Genomic DNA, 15835 nt, shown 5'->3' with positions numbered 1-15835 from the left:
CTTTAAGCTTATCTTAAAATCTATACCATAAAAATCCCGCATCACCAAAAGGTGTTGCGGGATTTTTTTATATCTATATCAGTAAAATCTCATATCAATAAAGAGTTTGTACTATTTCTTTTTCCATGTTTGACTGCGTGAAAACGGACCAAGATAACCTTTTAGACTTAGAGTACTACCCTTTAAACTTGCAGTCATACGATAGTCTTTCCCTTTCTCAGGATCAGTGATTGTACCACCACTATATTTACCACCGCCATCAGCCTTCAACCCTTTAATCACTCTCGTACCAACGTATTTTTTGCCTGTCGATGAATTGGTCGCGATCAGTGTACCAGTTAGTACTCCATTTGATTCAGTAATTTTTACGGTGCCTTTTGGCTTGCCTTCATCAAATGTCTGCCATGTCGTATTGGCTAGCGGATCAGCGGCAAATGCCATACTGGCTAAACTAATACCTGCAACGGCTAATGTGGTTTTTGTAAATAATTTCATAGATTGACTCCCTTCATACAATGATTGCTCGAAACATTATGTTCCTGCTATTCTACGCCTATCCTTTGCTAGAATCTTTTATTACAAGCTTTGCGCTCTGAGATTAATTGAAAACAAACAGCCGCTATTACTTATTAAGTTATATGTACTAAACAGCTTTTAGCAAAAATAAGCGCTGCCTTGCCTCATTATAAGCAATTTTTGTATTTTGCCTAGTAGTTTTTTATAGTTTATAATTCCTATAAAAACAAAACTATATCAAATAGTTATAAAAAAGGATTGTCTATATCCTTATCTGATTGGTCATCCTTTTCTTTTGACTTGTCTTCCTCGTTACTATAAAGCTTATGCTTATCAAAGGCTTGCATCATTCTAGCTGTCAGCTCGTGTAATTGCTTCGCTTGTTGATATCCAGTGTCATCTAAAGTCACATCGATATCACCGTAAATGGTGATTTTGTCTTTCTGATTTTCTATGACAAGGTCGCCAATTTGCATACTTTGGTGATTGTTGGCAAATGGTTCAATCATGTGGTCGCCGCTCCTATTAATAACATTTTATTTTTCAGTATGACATCCCTTCATTGAGGCGCTCTACGCTTGTAGTTGTACCAGAAGCCATTTAATAATCTCCCAAATAAATAGCATCCAAGTAGGCTCTTCTTCTGGCTCAGCAGCAGGGAGGTCCGAGCTATCACCAGCTTTTAATGGTAAATCAAAAGCTTGTGCTTTAGTTTGCGAGTCAAGCACGGGTAAGACATCAATTCCTATTTCACTGGCTAAATCATGGACACTAATGATCTCTATCCGCTCGGATTCATCATTTGGTGCGTAGTACACCCCTGCTTGATTGGTCGCTGGAATATAGACGGCCTTAAAAAAATGACTGGGTACAAGCACGCGATCAGCGAGCTGCTTGGTTTTTTTGTCAGTGAAAGCAACGCCGGTCACTGTATATATTTCGCCATATTGCTGAGTCATATAGCGGGTCGCTGATTCGATATTACGCCAGATATAACGGTTGTTGCGCGGTGACTGCGGTGCAATATTGGCCAAACTAAAGCTGTCATATTGCTGACTGCGATTGGCCATGTCGGCATTGGGTGCCAAATGTCCACGATCATAGCCAGAACCTGAGTAATCTGATAATGAAGCACGCGCTGAGTCTGGTAACTTACTTTCTTCATGAAAGCTGTCTTCGCGATCAATCTCTCCGGCTTGCTGTAGTCGCTTGCGGTCTAAATGCTCTGCCGACCACAGTGGCGTACGTGATACACCTGAATACATAACTGCAAAGCCGTCCATGCATAGCTCTTGTGTCTTACTACTGAGTTTATCGTTGGTAAATTCGGGATAAACACCACCATAAAAAGACTCACTACACTGAGTAAAATCATCAGCATGTGCTGAAGCTATACTAACAGCAGCCATCATCACGGCCATGATAACGCTGTTTTTAAAATTATATTTAAGCCTACCAGAAATTCTCATTCAACTTTCAACCATCTGTGCTTGTTATTACGGGTACGCTATCCTAGCAGGGGTCTGCAAATAAAGAAAGATAAGGCGTAAGTGGTGACATTTTAAATGGTATCCGCTATACTTAGCCAGTCAAAAAAACGGTGAAGTGGGTGAGTGGCTGAAACCGCACGCCTGGAAAGTGTGTATACGTTCATAGCGTATCGAGGGTTCGAATCCCTCCTTCACCGCCAATCTTATAAAGCACTCCTTTTCCCACCTTGTCCTAAATACTCCCATATACCTCTGTAACCCTTTATAAATAACGCGTCTAGCGTTTTTTTTATGTCTAGTGTTTTCCCAATCTATCCGAATATAACCCACCTATCCCGTGGCTTGTGTTGGTCTATCTGTTGGTCTATGATTTCATTAGACCTCAAAAAGACCAACATTTAGGCTTTATAATTCAGCTTTAGACCAACGTTATATTTGTAACGCTTGAATTACAAGGCTTGGAAGCATAAGGAGTAGACCAACATGTTAAGCGATAGCAAAATCCGCAAGCTCAAACCAAGTGAAAAATGTACGCCTTCACGTCCTGACAAATATAGTGATCAGTATGGGCTACAGCTTTTAGTCCGTAGCACAAGCACAAAAACATGGATAAGCGCTTATCGCTTTGATGGTAAGCAGACACGCCTCACACTTGGCACTTACCCCATCATGTCACTCGCTGAAGCCAGACAAGCCAATACTGAGATTAAAGCGCTACTAGCAGATGGTATCGATCCAAAAAATAAAAAGCGTCAAGATAGGCTCAATAATGTTCATGCACAAAAATTCAATGATTATGCGTTAGACTGGCTCGCTGAACGTCAGCGTAACGTCAAGCCACGTACCTATCAGCAAGACTATAACCGTATGCATAAAGACGTGTTGCCCCACTTTGAAGGCATTGCACTAAAAGATGTAAGCTTTGAGGATTGTCGATCAATGGCAGATGAGATCGAAAAGCGTGTGAACAAAGACGGTGAGCCGCCACGCGAGGTAACCAGACGCACTATCGATCTGGTGGCTAATGTCTTAAGACGTGCCAAACGCGAACGCATCATTGAGCAAAATCCAATCGATGATCTAAAAGCACTCTATCCTAAAGCCAAAAGTCAGCACATGAAGCATGTAGATATCCATGAGCTGCCTGCCCTACTCCAAGCTATTGAGAATTATCATGGTCATGACCAAACCCGCTTAGGTATGAAGTTTTTAGCGTACTCATTTTGCCGCACCATTGAACTACGTATGATGAAATGGGCGCATATCGACTTTGCCAACCGTTTATGGCGTGTTGATATCGATAACCTTAAAATTGCACGTAAGCACGTTGTACCGTTGTCAGATCAGATGCTAGCAGTACTAGAGGAGATGAAACCCATCACAGGACAATATGAATATGTGTTCTATCATACGGGTATGCATCAGCCGTATAGTGAGGAGTTTATTAATAACGCGCTAGATATTCTAGGCTATGCTGGTAAGCAGACAGGTCACGGCTTTCGTCACATCGCCTCAACCAATCTTAACGAGCTTGGCTACATGGGCGACGCGATTGAAAAACAGATGGCACATGACAAAAAAAGTAACATACGCGCGGTTTATAACCATGCTCAGCATTTAGAAGAGCGCCGTAAGATCATGCAGGTTTGGGCTGACTTTTTAGACTTACTAAGAGACAAAGGCGAAGTTGTAGACTTTCAAACAGCGCGGCAGCAGATTGAGCAGTCAATAAGCGAGAATAAACAAGCATCACTGTTAGAAGTAGATAGCGAAACTCTGATACAGGCTTTGAAAGATAAGGGAGTTACTAGCAAAGACTTACAATCCTTGCTATCCGATAGATAAGCTAGCGCTAACTTAAATTGAGGGTTGCCTTAGAGTAACCCTCTAAGCATCTGTCTTTTCTACAATGAGACGCTCATACATCTGCTCTATCGAATCATTGATAACCTGATTTGCAGTAGAACCCTTCTGCTTCATTATCGCTTTTAACTTATCTTGATTTTTCTTATATATCTTAATGCTACCATTCTCTACCTGCTTCTTTTTACTATAATGCTTTTGTCCGTCCCATGCTTTTTTCATGCTATATAGCGTGTAGCTTCGTTCAGAGAAGCCTTTGTTCTTTTTAGTCCCTATATCAGCATTTTCAACATTGGACAAAACATCCAGACTTGCAAGAATAAGCTTGTATTTCTCTTCAATATTCTTTGGAATAAAGACCCTATCCAGAATAATTTGTTGAGGGTTTTTGGCACGTAGATATTCGTATATCCACTCTATCTGCTCCGTATTGGTAGCGTCTATCCATTTAGCATCTCTTGTCAAATCCAGCTGATTTTTGAAATATACGGCTTTAGCCTTAAGTACATTTTTTACTTGGAAATCGCCAAATGAATCAGCCTGATGCTCGTAACTTGGTAAGCTTTTTTCCCATAACTCTATAAATTCATTAGTTTGATAGCGTAAAACATATGTTACTGCGTCGATCAGCTCGTCTTTACCTTGATATGCACTATAGCAGATACCTTTTTCTATTAGATAAGCTAAAAACAGTGAATAACGCAAATTGTCCTTGAACCAGTCTAAATATGACTCGGGCAAGAGGTTATTTATCTTGTATTCGATTATATGGTTAAATTCAATTAAGGGTTCAGGATGATCTTGGAAGTATGACACTAAACTATTTTTATAGTCATCATCGTCAAGACCTATATTATCGACACCACGGCCATCCATCAGGTTTTTGCTGTACAACAATGCTCTAGCATCTTCAGTATTCATCTGTCTTAAAGCTTCAAAAAACCTTTCTATATTTGTGCGATCTCTTCTACATGCTTGAATAAACTCATCTGTTACAAACCTTAAAGTCTTAGAGTTTGCGTAGCGCATCGAGGCGTCATCAAAATTGCTTCGATCATAGTCATCGAACACTGGTAAAGAAACATCTAGCACTTCATAAAAGGTATCTATGCGTCGATTCATTATAGTTTTTTCCTTATAAACTTATAGATATATCTTAGTAAATTTAACACAAATTTGTAGTTTATCACTGGCTATTTTCTAGTATTTTTATAGCAACAAATTACGTCAGCAGTTGATAAATAAGCCCATAGAGCTAATTTATGCAATGTAAGCTTATTAATATAGTTCTATTAACCCAAAACCGTAACTCTATCCTCTTAATATAACCGAGTCTAGCGGTATTTTTAGTTTCCATACCCCCTAGGTTATGGGCATTAAAATGAGCCTTCTTAACAGCTTATTATATATTATTGTTTTTTATCGGCTGACCACTATGAGTATGTGATACGAATAACAATCATGTTTCTTGATAAACGATTATGAATTAACCCTTAATAATAGCGCCCTAAAATATTATGACTCTCCTCATGTATATGAACCTATACTGGAGAAATAAATCATGATCAACTCACCTAGACCCTCGCATCAAATTAATGCTGCTATTCACCAAACAGTGTATTAACTTTTCTCTATCAGCTAACTCCATTTACTCAAAAAACATCAATATGAACCAAGATCCCTACAATTGAGGATAATGTATTGCCGATATCTCCGCAGTATTGGTAAGTGCCACTAACCGGTTATTGATATTATTATATAGCGCAGCGTTACCACGCTGACTATCTCCTCACTAAACCACCAGTAGTCAGAATAAAAAAATATGATGTAGCTCTACTATGTGCAAGATAAACCACATAGGAGAAATACCATGGAAAACACCAACCTCAATCAAAGTAACTTATTAACTAAAGTTCACCAACTGGTAATCGATATCATTTCTAATGAATTGAGATTTGACCTGATAATATATGAGCTGAACGATTTGTATCATCCGTTCATGTATTACTATGAGAGTGACAATGGATTGATTTACTCGATGCCCATTGAAGCTTTCTTTCGCAGTACGCAATATATCGTTGGTGATCAATATCCAGAAGATGTCATTTGGGATTACGATAAAACACAGCGTCTTATTAAAACACTGTCATACTATAAAAAAGATATTAAGCGTGAACGTAGTGTGTTTAGTTATCAGGAGTCTAAAAATAAGAGGACTCTCGAAAAATATGTACGCCATCTGATTAATCATTACAAAAGACTGCTCTTTGTACGTATCGACCTAAAGTACGCCAAAGAAACAAGCCACCTTGTTAGCATTGAAGATTTTTATCATCACATGAGCAAATTCCGAGATCTTATCGGTAATGAGGAAACGTGCTTTGAAGATTTGCAGGGCTACGCTTGGGCTTTAGAGCATGGTGGCATCGAGGGCGGATTACATTGCCATTTATTGCTGATATACGACGGTAATGATAGACAAAATGGTTGGTATATCGCAAAAGAAGTCGGTGAAAAATGGAAGCAGGTCACTCAGGGGTCTGGCACCTATTATAACTACCACAATAAAAAGACTAAGCAGGGGTATGAGCGAAACGGTAAATTAGGTATCGGCATGATTCATCAGGATAACGAACAGGAAGTTAACAACGCTCTTAGAACGTCGTGTTACCTGACGCAACCAAGCAAGTATGACCAAAAATTAAAAGTATGGCTTCCAAACATGAACACCTTTGGACATGGTCAATACCACACATCCGACCGCCGAGGACTACCACCCATATCAAAATAATCTCAGATATATACTATTACCATGAGATTGAGTACAGCCTGTTTGTGTGTACCTTATTCCTTCATCAAGGTCTGCTTTTTAGCAGGCCTTTTTTATGCGCAAAATTTAGGAGTATATATGAAAACCCTGTGTCCTAGCTGTGAGTCATCTTTGGTCTACGAGATGACTGATGGTAGTCAAATCAATCTTATTGATCAGCTGTTATCCCCTGCGGTATTAGTCAGCCTTGGTGTTAGTCTTTGCAAAGCACTTAAAGTACATCCTGCTATAGGTGTGGTTGCAGGAACAACGGTAGCAGCGCTTATTGAGATCACTCAGTCTCATCAAGCGCTGCCAATACTGGTCAATAAACAATATCGCTGTGATGACTGCTCGCATGTCTTCACCACCTTTCACTCATTCACTTGAACTCAATTTAATCATAATACAAAAGGAAAATCATCATGGCACATTTAGTAGAAAGCATGGCATACGTTGGCGAAACCCCTTGGCACGGCTTAGGGAATGAGCTATCTCCCAAGCAGCCGTTAGAGGTTTGGGCACGTGAGGCAGGAATGGATTGGCGTATTGAATCATCCGATGTCAGCTTTATGGCTGAAAACGATCGAGGGCACAATCTCATCTTGCCCTTCGCCGATCAAAAGGTCTTGTACCGATCCGACACGCTTGATCCATTATCAGTGGTCAGTCAGCGCTACCAAGAGGTTCAGCCTGAAGAAATACTTGAATTTTATCGTGAGCTAACGGAACACTCCCACTTTGAGCTTGAGACCGCAGGTGTGTTAAAGGGTGGGCGTAAGCTATGGGCATTGGCACGTACAGGCCAGTCAGCCAGTCTTAGGGGCGGAGATGTCAGTAACGGCTATCTACTGCTGGCAACCGCTTGTGATGGTACGCTGGCTACCACAGCACAGTTTACCAATATCCGTGTGGTGTGTAATAACACCTTAGCGGTCAGCCTTGCTGATGGTAGTGGCGGTGTGGTTAAAGTACCGCATAGCACCTCTTTTGATGCCGACAAGGTCAAGCAGCAATTAGGCGTGTCGGTTAAGCAGTGGGATGAGCACATCTATGAGATGAAGCAACTGTCTGAGCGCCGTGTGACTCAAGCAGAAGCGGCTAACTATCTAAGCCGTGTGTTTAACGATCAGGACAATGACATCATCCTATTTAACAGCGCTAAGAAAGAAAAAGACGCTGTGCCCAATGCTCGCGCAATGAATAAGGTGATGCAGATGTTTAATGGTCAAGGACGCGGGGCGGATCTCGATGCGGCCAAAGATACCGCTTATGGCTTGCTCTGTAGTATCACTGAGTACGTCGATCATGAACGCCGAGCAATGAATACAGACAATCGACTTAACTCAGCATGGTTCGGTGCTGGGGCTAAGCTGAAGGAGAAAGGCTTACAGGATGCGCGAGCTTTAATCGCTTAGCGGTCTCAGTTATTTTATTACACCAACAATAACCACGTCTTAGGGCGTGGTTTTTTTATGCCGATTATTCAACCGATCACATTCACTAACTTATTTATAAGGAAGCTATCATGGAAACCATCGCTTTAAATAACACCGCTCAAACGAGACGTCGTAAGCGCTTAACGGTTAGAGCCAAAGACGTTAAGCCTGCTACACCTGCTGCTCAGGTAAACACAAAGACAGCTAAACCCAATCTTGACAACGATACAGCTCAAAAGGATAAAACAGTCAAAACCACAGCAAAACGCTTAATCAGCACCAAACATCTCAGCCATGACAAATGGCTTGAAGTGCGCAAGCAAGGTATTGGTAGTAGTGACGCTGCTGCTGCGTGTGGTATTCATCCGTATTTATCAATGCTTGAGCTGTGGATGATTAAGACAGGACGTATGGAATCAAACCTTGATGAGAGCATCGAAGGGTATTCACCGTTGTATTGGGGCAACACCTTAGAGCCTATGGTGGCTAAATACTACCAAGAGCACACGGGTAATAAAGTCAGGCGCGTCAACGCCATCTTGCAGCACCCTGATCCTGAGCAGCATTTTATGTTAGCGAACTTGGATTATGCAATCACTGGTAGCGATGAAGTACAGATACTGGAATGCAAAACTGCAGGAGAGCACGGCGCTAAGCTGTGGAAACATGGCGTACCGTTATATGTGACTTGCCAAGTACAGCATCAACTAGCGGTTACAGGCAAACAAGCCGCACATATCTGTGTATTGCTTTGCGGACACGAGGCGAAGATCTACAAGGTTAAGCGCGATGAACGTTTGATTGCGTCTATCATGGAGCATGAGCGTCTGTTTTGGCAATACGTCGAAACCGACACACCACCAACGCCCGATCACTCAGAGTCAGCGGCGCGCGCCTTAAAGCAGCTTTACCCTAAGCCTGAGCCTACCAGTAAAATCGATTTCAGCGAAGACGCTGGGGCTAATAAGCTATTCACTAAGTTACTTAATCACCGTGATTCAATGAGTGAGCTACAAAAGCAGCATGACCAGATCAAACATCAACTGCAAAGCTTAATCAAAGATAATGAAGTAGCGGTCTTTGACAAAGGCGCAATCTCGTGGAAGCGCTCGAAGGACAGCGTGAGCTTAGACAGTAAAGCCGTCACTAAAGCCCATCCTGAGCTGATGGATAAATTTAGTAAAACCCGTCAAGGCAGTCGTCGCTTCGTCATCTTAAACGATAATTAAACCAAGACAGCTAATCTCATTAACCAAACGCATAAAGCCCACCTATCACAGGTGGGCTTTTTTATGTCGATTTATTCAAATTATTAAACAAATAAGGAATATCATCATGATTAAAGGTCTAACGATTACCCCGCCCGTACTCGGTCGTATCAGCATTGGACGCGTTATCCAAAAGGATGGCAAACGCCTACCTGCCAAAGACGATCAATTCACCATTACCAGCCAAGTGCAAAATAAAGACGGCTGGGTCAATCATCCGCTTGATGAAAAGCTCCGCGCACGTAGTGAAGGTAAGCTCAGACAAATACCCGTTCGTATGCTGTTCAATGATCCTGATCTTAATTTACGAGCTCAGTACACGTTATTCGATCGGCAAACAGGTCGCCCGTTATGCGTGGGAGATGGCGAACACTGTCAGCGTCGCACCAACAATGGCATAGAGCAACTGCCTTGCCCCTCGCCTGATCGCTGTCCGCTAGCACAAGGCGGTGCTTGTAAGCCTTATGGCAGACTGTACGTCAATCTGTCTGAGGACGATGAATTAGGCACGTTTATCTTTCGTACCACAGGCTTTAATAGTATTCGCACCCTTGCGGCACGATTAAGCTACTTTGCCGCAGTGTCAGGTAATAAGCTGTCCTGCTTACCCCTGCAATTAACGCTTAGAGGCAAAAGCACCACACAGAGCTATCGTACGCCGATTTACTTTGTGGATTTAACCTTGCGTGATGGGGTGACACTCAAAGATGCAGTACAGCAAGCTAAGGCGATTGATACTGATCTTAGCGAGCACGGCTTTGATCAAGCAGCGTTGGAGCAAGCTGCCACGCTTGGCTATGCCAATTCGTGCTTTGAAGTTGATGGCGATGAGATGTCTGATGTGGTGGAAGAGTTTTATCCACAAGATGACAGCAATCAAACAGCCAGTCAGCCACAGCCAAACACACGCAGTATTGCGCAAGGGCTACGTCAGAGTGTGACGGCGGTGAGCTAAAGCAAATATGCCGCATAAAAAAGGAGCTGATCAATCAGCTCCTTTTTTTATTACCTGCATCAAAGGCTAACGCTCGGACTGCATGGGATGCCATAAAAAAATATGGGACTCGGTAAGTATATGAGAGGTGATGCTCTCGTTCACTTACAAGGAGATAATCATGGAAAATTTAAACGCAAACACTCAGCAAAACACATCAACACTAAGCATGCCACAGATACCACGAATGCTGCCGCTAAAACAGGTCGTACACTACACAGGGCTTAGCAGCACAACGATTTACGATATGCTCGATAAAAGATCGAATCGTTACGACCCAACCTTCCCTATTCAGGTTAAGCTATCTAAAGGGCGCGTAGCATGGGTTGAAAGCGAAGTCGCTCAGTGGATTGAAGATAAGATAGCTGCTCGATTTCATTGAGCAGTGACGAATAAATAAGCCGCGTAGGGTGGCTTATTTTTTTTGTCTTCTTTTTAACCTAATAGTTTAGTAGGATGCAATATAAAATATAGCTGTAATTATGAGTATAAGGCGATTAGACACGGACTTTCACTATGGACTTAAGAAAAGAAATAGCCTCAGATATTGCTGCTGCATTATCTAAAAACCTCTCAGAGAAGATTACTAGACAAACTATCAGATGGATGCAAAGCTTTGATACCGCTTTAGATATGGGCTATCTCAAAAGTCTATGGGATGATGTCTGCTATCAGCGTCAAACTACTGAGTCTTTTTCATGGAGTTACTACGATGATATGATTTTAACGTTTGTAGCAGCACAGCTCAAAGAGCTAAATAAATATGAAGTTAATGCTATTTGGTTGCAGACTGACGCGATCTACGAACAGCTAGATGATATGCAGACCGATGGAATAGTTACAGATAGCAAATATTCAGAAATAAACGCATCTTTCTACATAAACGATATAGCAAGGTATGTCATGAGTGAATATATTTACAGAGAAGCTAAAAGCTGGAGAAATGACAGACTTAGACAACTACTAGGCTACTTTTAAAGTACTCTAGGTAGCTAAACGTAGCTAGGTTTAGCTACGTTTAGCCGCATCTAGCTACGTTTAGCTGCCTTTAGCTATCTTTAAGATACCATGTTTGGTTTTCGGATGTCACTGAACCATCACGGCGCATTTTCTGCAATAGATTGCGCACCTTGTTCTTACGCTGTTTATCGTCCAATACTTGCGGTAGCTTATTAGCCAGCATTTTATCAAAGTCAGCTAGTCTGCCTCGCTCAAATGTTTTGAGGTATTCTATAATCAAACTTTGATAATGCATGTCATCTAGGCCGCGCATTTGCATATACTCCGCCTGCTGCTCAGTATGCTTGGCAACATCAGCGGCGATGATATAGCTGTTTTTACGTCCTTCTATCAGTGATTTTTTACGTAACGCGTCGGCTTCCTCTTCAGTGATGCTCTGCCCTTTTTGAACTTTATCAAGCGCTATAATGTCATGCAGTGTGAGATTATCGACGGTTGCTAACTGCTTGGCGTACTCTTGATCAAGCACTTTACCTGTAAACTTCACGCCTACTCTTTCACGGGTTAAGTCATAATCTGGCAATGGGAAAAAGCGCTTAGACTGAATCTGATACATTTTTTTGATGCCGCTACCGATGGTGTCCATCATATTTAGATTGACCATGGCATTGACCAAAAATGGATTGCGGTAACTCGCTTCAGGCGCATCTTGCAGTAGTACATTTTCAATGGTCTTAGGAATAAACGCACCGCTATTTTGAAACAATAGCGTTGAGTCCTCTTTTTCAACTACTATGATACGTCCACCTAGGCGGTAGTCTTGATGACCAATAGCATTACTTAACGCTTCACGAATGATATAGGGATCGTACTGCTGCACCTCTTCAGGAAACAGCGTACCTGATGCCATGTAGCGATAATTGAGATTACGAATTTTGTTATACACCTCATCTAAGACTAACAAAAACGGGGGTTCAAAATGCTCATAGTCTTTTTCGATGCCATCAACACCCTTTAAAATCCAAGTGATATGCGCTTGCGCTGGACTCAAAAAACTCGTGGCTTCATAACGTCCTAATAAGATAATCGCTGTGTTAGTAATCTGACCGTGAATGGTAATTTTGGCTTTATTTAAAAAAGTGATGTCGTCCCATTCTTTAACATCTTCAGCCAACCGCTTGTTTTTATCCGCAAAAACTTGTCTAGCAACCGCAATGGCCTTAGGGTCAAGGTCTTCAAGCGTTGCTTCATGACAAATCTCAGCGCTCCAATCATCGGCTTGATTTTGCCAGAGCTTACGGCTTTGATCGGGATAATGCTTGAGCAGCTTTGTGACGCTACCAATACGAATATAAGGCTCATGCAAAAAGCTGACAGGCGTATCGATAGCTGCTGGAATCTCAAACAGTACCACCGCTTTATCATCAATCTGTAATTCATGAATGGTAAAGTGAATCTTAGGGCTTAGACGGCTTACCAGCCAATGCTCTAAGTCTTCGTTACCTTTGGCTTTTTTTGTTCTTGGGCTAAAGCTTGTGCCGACAATATCGTGCGTGCCGTCCTCTACGCCAAACACTAAATAACCAAATTTCTTACCAGCCAAGCACGCGCCATTAGCAAGCGCAGAGATACGCTTGCCGATCTCATCAGAGCTATGAAAGTTATGCTTAAACTCAAGCCATTCTTGTTCGGTTGGCTGCTGAGTTAGGCTTAGGGCAAGGCTTTGGTAGTGGTTGGGCATAGTGGAAAATATAATCAATTAATAAAAGTGGCAATCAATATACCATTAAGCGCTAAGGGTCTATATTGATATATTTGATTTTTTAGCAAATTAAATACTATTGATTATTTTATTTTGATGGAGGATTAGTGCTTAATAGTAACTGCTCTAATGGTGTGACCATCTCCCAGTTATAAAAATAATCCAAGCAGTTCACAATCACAAAAATAATGAGAGCACATACTAAGAGCAAATATCCAGCATGTGTGATTATTTTGACTTTAACAGGGGTAATCTCGGACTCCCATTTATTAAGCAGTGCATCAGGTATCTTATTATCTGCTACAAATCTATTAATTTGACGTCTCAAATGCCATAGATTGTAGCCCTGTTGAAACGTCGCGTACAACACCATGAAGGAATATACGAAGATTGAACCAATTACAAGACTATTGATTTTTGCACTAAATTTTGCCATTGAAATCAATGCAATGGTTACAGGTATAGCTAGAATCTGAGTCTGTAAGTTTGTGATTATATCGTTAGCTTTTTCAAGAAATTTCTCAGAATGCTCGGTTATTTTGTCATTAAATTTCGAAAATTTAAAGTTATCTAGGTAGAGAGCGTATTTAGAAAGTACAGACTGATACGTACTTTCTAAGTTTTGGAGTAGCGAAAAAATCCTATTTTCTTTATCTACACTGACTAGACTATCAATAACTATACTTGCAACAATAGTATTTCTTTCAGTTTCGTGAACTAGAAGTGACTTTTTGACCTCATCATCAACGTTATTGATATCTGCGTTCAACCAGCTAGTAAATTTTTCAATTATAGTACACAGATTGCCAGATTCTGAACTACTAGGTTTAGAAGTATTTGCTGAGCTTAGATAAAGTCTAGCAATATCTAAGTAACGTTTAGTTTCTCTAGGCATTACTGGAATTTCACAGTGAGTCTGAGCAAAAACAACAATTTGCTTGCCTTTACAATAATACTGCTCTTTCAAACAGTTAATAAATTTAAAAATTAACTCTAAGGTAGGTAGTAAAGTATTATCGCTATTATCTCTAAAGTCATACTTATCCTCATAGACAATTATCTCATCAGAAATAGCGTCATAACTCTCGTCTTCAAGGGCATGTTCGATATAGCTTTCATATGAAGCATACTGATCGGCAGTATCGACGATAGTTAAACTATAACTTATATTTTCATCTATCTCATAACAATCATCTTTAGTAGTAAACTTTGCAATATCGACAAAGTGTCCAGCTTCAAATGCTTGAATGAGCGTGATATCTTCCTGTTTTTCGAAAATAAAACAACCAGTGACACGCTTGCCAGAGAATTTAACATTCTGACTTCGTTTCACTAAAGTTAAGACTTGCTCACGTAGCTGGTTCATTTGAACCTCTATTTAAATAGCTTTCTAACTGCTGGTAGGTTCTCTGAGTTAACTTTTATTTCGATAACCGCTTCATCATTATCACCTTCTTTTAGCTTAACTTCTTCACCAAGTAAACTACGACTACCACTAATTTTGAGAATTCCATCGTCACTAATTTCGCCAAAATCGAGAGAAAACATTTCATAATTTTGAAGTGGTTTTGTTGCAGGAGCGAAAATATTACTATTATTTTCATCAGTTGCTGCATAACCGTTATTTTCTCTAAAGGTTTTAAAGCTATCTTCAACGGCTATAGTCAGGTTAGATAATGTACTTTTAGTAGCTAGGATTGGGTCTATTTCATCAACAATATTGACACTTTCTTTGTTTTTGGCTTTATGGCCAAGTAATGTAAGCACCTCACTTTGAAGCTCTTTTTTCGACTTCTCATCAAATGGGCTTTCATCAAGATAATTAATCAAACTTTTCATTAGTTTAGTCGTTGCTACGGTATCATCAAGTCTAACCCTTATCGGTAAGAAATCTTGAATATATTCAGGAATTTTACTGCTAGTTCCTTTTTGAATCCATTGTATATAGTTCTCAGCTTGATAGGTGCTTTCTAAATTTTTGTATTTGTGATCTTTAAACTTTGTGATATTGATCCGACATGCAATTTTCAGATTAGAGGCGTCAATATGATTGGTATCTATGATTTCTCCTGTCTCTTCGTTTATAGTAATTGCGTCTGTCAGACTTAATAGAGCAATATCAAGATACTCAATACCATCTAGTGTATAAAAGATCATTGGTAGATGATCACCAGTAGTCATAGGTTCTTTATATACATTATAATGCAAGGCTTTAGTAAGATGGTTAGTGATGCGTCTATATCTTGTTTGTGCTAACGATTCCTGCCTTAATACTGATCTGTCTTCATCAGGTTCAGATGGCACAGATGCTAATAGCTCCCGAGCAAATATATTATAAAAAGCTACATTAGTAGGTTTCGTAAAATGCAAAAGCTTCAGATCTATTATACATAGGTAGTCAGATAGCACCTCTCCTAAGGTGTCAGGGCTATCGAAAGCATCAATATGCGAATGGGCTAACCCATTTTTTTCTAATTGCTTATCAAGAAATTCAATTAATTTGCACACTTGTACGCTGTCAGCATGAAGATTTCTCCGAATCAATGGAGGCGTTACAGAATTCTGATGAGCCTCTTTTATAATTTGATGGATTATACTTGCTTGGACTACAGCCTTAGGTTGACTCATTTACACTCCGATTAGCCAATATGTACAGATTAAAAACAATTACAGTTCATAGCCTGCTTAAACCATAAGGCAGACTGAGGTTAAAATAACTTTCATAGTCACATTA

At 40.5% G+C, this 15835-nt stretch carries 15 protein-coding genes and 1 tRNA gene; 9 read left to right on the top strand and 7 right to left on the bottom strand.

Going from position 1 to position 15835, the window contains the following annotated elements:
- Window positions 1-111: 111 nt before the first annotated feature.
- The 3 genes from ACT3RN_RS03990 to ACT3RN_RS03980 form a co-directional block, all read right to left on the bottom strand.
- Window positions 112-495 carry a DUF2147 domain-containing protein gene (locus ACT3RN_RS03990; protein WP_192518644.1) on the bottom strand — a complete coding sequence of 128 codons (384 nt, stop codon included), beginning with the start codon at window positions 493-495 and terminating at the stop codon, window positions 112-114.
- A gap of 266 nt (window positions 496-761) precedes the next feature.
- Window positions 762-1025, bottom strand: a complete 264-nt coding sequence (locus ACT3RN_RS03985) for a hypothetical protein (RefSeq protein ID WP_192518645.1) — start codon at window positions 1023-1025, stop codon at window positions 762-764.
- A gap of 63 nt (window positions 1026-1088) precedes the next feature.
- Window positions 1089-1937 (bottom strand): DNA/RNA non-specific endonuclease, encoded by an 849-nt coding sequence (locus tag ACT3RN_RS03980; protein WP_226945098.1) that lies wholly within the window; start codon window positions 1935-1937, stop codon window positions 1089-1091.
- A gap of 178 nt (window positions 1938-2115) precedes the next feature.
- On the opposite strand from ACT3RN_RS03980, the gene ACT3RN_RS03975 reads away from it, so the two are divergent.
- Window positions 2116-2206, top strand: a tRNA-Ser gene (locus ACT3RN_RS03975).
- A gap of 283 nt (window positions 2207-2489) precedes the next feature.
- Entirely contained in the window at window positions 2490-3851 is a 1362-nt protein-coding gene (locus ACT3RN_RS03970; RefSeq protein ID WP_192522964.1) for a tyrosine-type recombinase/integrase, read from the top strand.
- A 42-nt stretch (window positions 3852-3893) separates the two neighbouring features.
- Here ACT3RN_RS03970 and ACT3RN_RS03965 read toward each other — a convergent pair whose 3' ends face one another.
- Window positions 3894-4991, bottom strand: coding sequence for a hypothetical protein (locus tag ACT3RN_RS03965; RefSeq protein ID WP_442062785.1), 1098 nt, complete (start codon window positions 4989-4991; stop codon window positions 3894-3896).
- Between the two features lie 748 nt (window positions 4992-5739).
- Here ACT3RN_RS03965 and ACT3RN_RS03960 point away from each other — a divergent pair.
- The 7 genes from ACT3RN_RS03960 to ACT3RN_RS03930 all read left to right on the top strand — a co-directional run bounded on the left by ACT3RN_RS03960 (window position 5740) and on the right by ACT3RN_RS03930 (window position 11357).
- Window positions 5740-6660 carry a YagK/YfjJ domain-containing protein gene (locus ACT3RN_RS03960; protein ID WP_442062787.1) on the top strand — a complete coding sequence of 307 codons (921 nt, stop codon included), beginning with the start codon at window positions 5740-5742 and terminating at the stop codon, window positions 6658-6660.
- 117 nt (window positions 6661-6777) lie between these two features.
- The gene (locus ACT3RN_RS03955; protein ID WP_192518649.1) at window positions 6778-7068 is read left to right on the top strand and encodes a hypothetical protein; all 291 of its coding nucleotides are present in this window, start codon (window positions 6778-6780) and stop codon (window positions 7066-7068) included.
- Between the two features lie 35 nt (window positions 7069-7103).
- Window positions 7104-8096: a DUF932 domain-containing protein gene (locus ACT3RN_RS03950; RefSeq protein ID WP_192992339.1), complete on the top strand. Its 993-nt coding sequence runs from the start codon at window positions 7104-7106 to the stop codon at window positions 8094-8096.
- Between the two features lie 110 nt (window positions 8097-8206).
- On the top strand, window positions 8207-9346 hold the full coding sequence (locus ACT3RN_RS03945; protein WP_442062789.1) for a YqaJ viral recombinase family nuclease: 1140 nt from the start codon (window positions 8207-8209) through the stop codon (window positions 9344-9346).
- A gap of 106 nt (window positions 9347-9452) precedes the next feature.
- Window positions 9453-10340, top strand: a complete 888-nt coding sequence (locus ACT3RN_RS03940; protein WP_442062791.1) for a recombination directionality factor — start codon at window positions 9453-9455, stop codon at window positions 10338-10340.
- Window positions 10341-10500: 160 nt separating this feature from the next.
- Complete coding sequence (locus ACT3RN_RS03935) at window positions 10501-10761, top strand: helix-turn-helix transcriptional regulator (protein ID WP_442062793.1); 261 nt, start codon at window positions 10501-10503, stop codon at window positions 10759-10761.
- Window positions 10762-10895: 134 nt separating this feature from the next.
- A complete protein-coding gene (locus tag ACT3RN_RS03930; protein WP_442062795.1) occupies window positions 10896-11357 on the top strand; it encodes a hypothetical protein in 462 nt (153 codons plus the stop codon).
- 70 nt (window positions 11358-11427) lie between these two features.
- On the opposite strand, the gene ACT3RN_RS03925 is transcribed toward ACT3RN_RS03930, so the two are convergent.
- The 3 genes from ACT3RN_RS03925 to ACT3RN_RS03915 form a co-directional block, all read right to left on the bottom strand.
- Window positions 11428-13080, bottom strand: a complete 1653-nt coding sequence (locus ACT3RN_RS03925) for an RNA-binding domain-containing protein (protein WP_442069459.1) — start codon at window positions 13078-13080, stop codon at window positions 11428-11430.
- 109 nt (window positions 13081-13189) lie between these two features.
- On the bottom strand, window positions 13190-14467 hold the full coding sequence (locus tag ACT3RN_RS03920; RefSeq protein ID WP_442064390.1) for a hypothetical protein: 1278 nt from the start codon (window positions 14465-14467) through the stop codon (window positions 13190-13192).
- Between the two features lie 8 nt (window positions 14468-14475).
- On the bottom strand, window positions 14476-15729 hold the full coding sequence (locus ACT3RN_RS03915) for a nucleoid-associated protein (protein ID WP_442069461.1): 1254 nt from the start codon (window positions 15727-15729) through the stop codon (window positions 14476-14478).
- Between the last annotated feature and the right edge of the window lie 106 nt (window positions 15730-15835).

This window comes from Psychrobacter sp. AOP5-GZ1-6 (assembly GCF_052376345.1).
GTDB lineage: Bacteria > Pseudomonadota > Gammaproteobacteria > Pseudomonadales > Moraxellaceae > Psychrobacter.
This window is presented reverse-complemented; position numbering and strand designations above follow the sequence as displayed.

Bases quoted from the DNA above. Each gene is read 5' to 3' on its own strand.
- ACT3RN_RS03965 (WP_442062785.1), bottom strand. From the start codon at position 4,991: ATGAATCGACGCATAGATACCTTTTATGAAGTGCTAGATGTTTCTTTA.
- ACT3RN_RS03940 (WP_442062791.1), top strand. From the start codon at position 9,453: ATGATTAAAGGTCTAACGATTACCCCGCCCGTACTCGGTCGTATCAGC.
- ACT3RN_RS03985 (WP_192518645.1), bottom strand. From the start codon at position 1,025: ATGATTGAACCATTTGCCAACAATCACCAAAGTATGCAAATTGGCGAC.
- ACT3RN_RS03935 (WP_442062793.1), top strand. From the start codon at position 10,501: ATGGAAAATTTAAACGCAAACACTCAGCAAAACACATCAACACTAAGC.
- ACT3RN_RS03920 (WP_442064390.1), bottom strand. From the start codon at position 14,467: ATGAACCAGCTACGTGAGCAAGTCTTAACTTTAGTGAAACGAAGTCAG.
- ACT3RN_RS03990 (WP_192518644.1), bottom strand. From the start codon at position 495: ATGAAATTATTTACAAAAACCACATTAGCCGTTGCAGGTATTAGTTTA.
- ACT3RN_RS03980 (WP_226945098.1), bottom strand. From the start codon at position 1,937: ATGGCCGTGATGATGGCTGCTGTTAGTATAGCTTCAGCACATGCTGAT.
- ACT3RN_RS03970 (WP_192522964.1), top strand. From the start codon at position 2,490: ATGTTAAGCGATAGCAAAATCCGCAAGCTCAAACCAAGTGAAAAATGT.
- ACT3RN_RS03925 (WP_442069459.1), bottom strand. From the start codon at position 13,080: ATGCCCAACCACTACCAAAGCCTTGCCCTAAGCCTAACTCAGCAGCCA.
- ACT3RN_RS03955 (WP_192518649.1), top strand. From the start codon at position 6,778: ATGAAAACCCTGTGTCCTAGCTGTGAGTCATCTTTGGTCTACGAGATG.
- ACT3RN_RS03960 (WP_442062787.1), top strand. From the start codon at position 5,740: ATGGAAAACACCAACCTCAATCAAAGTAACTTATTAACTAAAGTTCAC.
- ACT3RN_RS03945 (WP_442062789.1), top strand. From the start codon at position 8,207: ATGGAAACCATCGCTTTAAATAACACCGCTCAAACGAGACGTCGTAAG.
- ACT3RN_RS03930 (WP_442062795.1), top strand. From the start codon at position 10,896: ATGGACTTAAGAAAAGAAATAGCCTCAGATATTGCTGCTGCATTATCT.
- ACT3RN_RS03950 (WP_192992339.1), top strand. From the start codon at position 7,104: ATGGCACATTTAGTAGAAAGCATGGCATACGTTGGCGAAACCCCTTGG.
- ACT3RN_RS03915 (WP_442069461.1), bottom strand. From the start codon at position 15,729: ATGAGTCAACCTAAGGCTGTAGTCCAAGCAAGTATAATCCATCAAATT.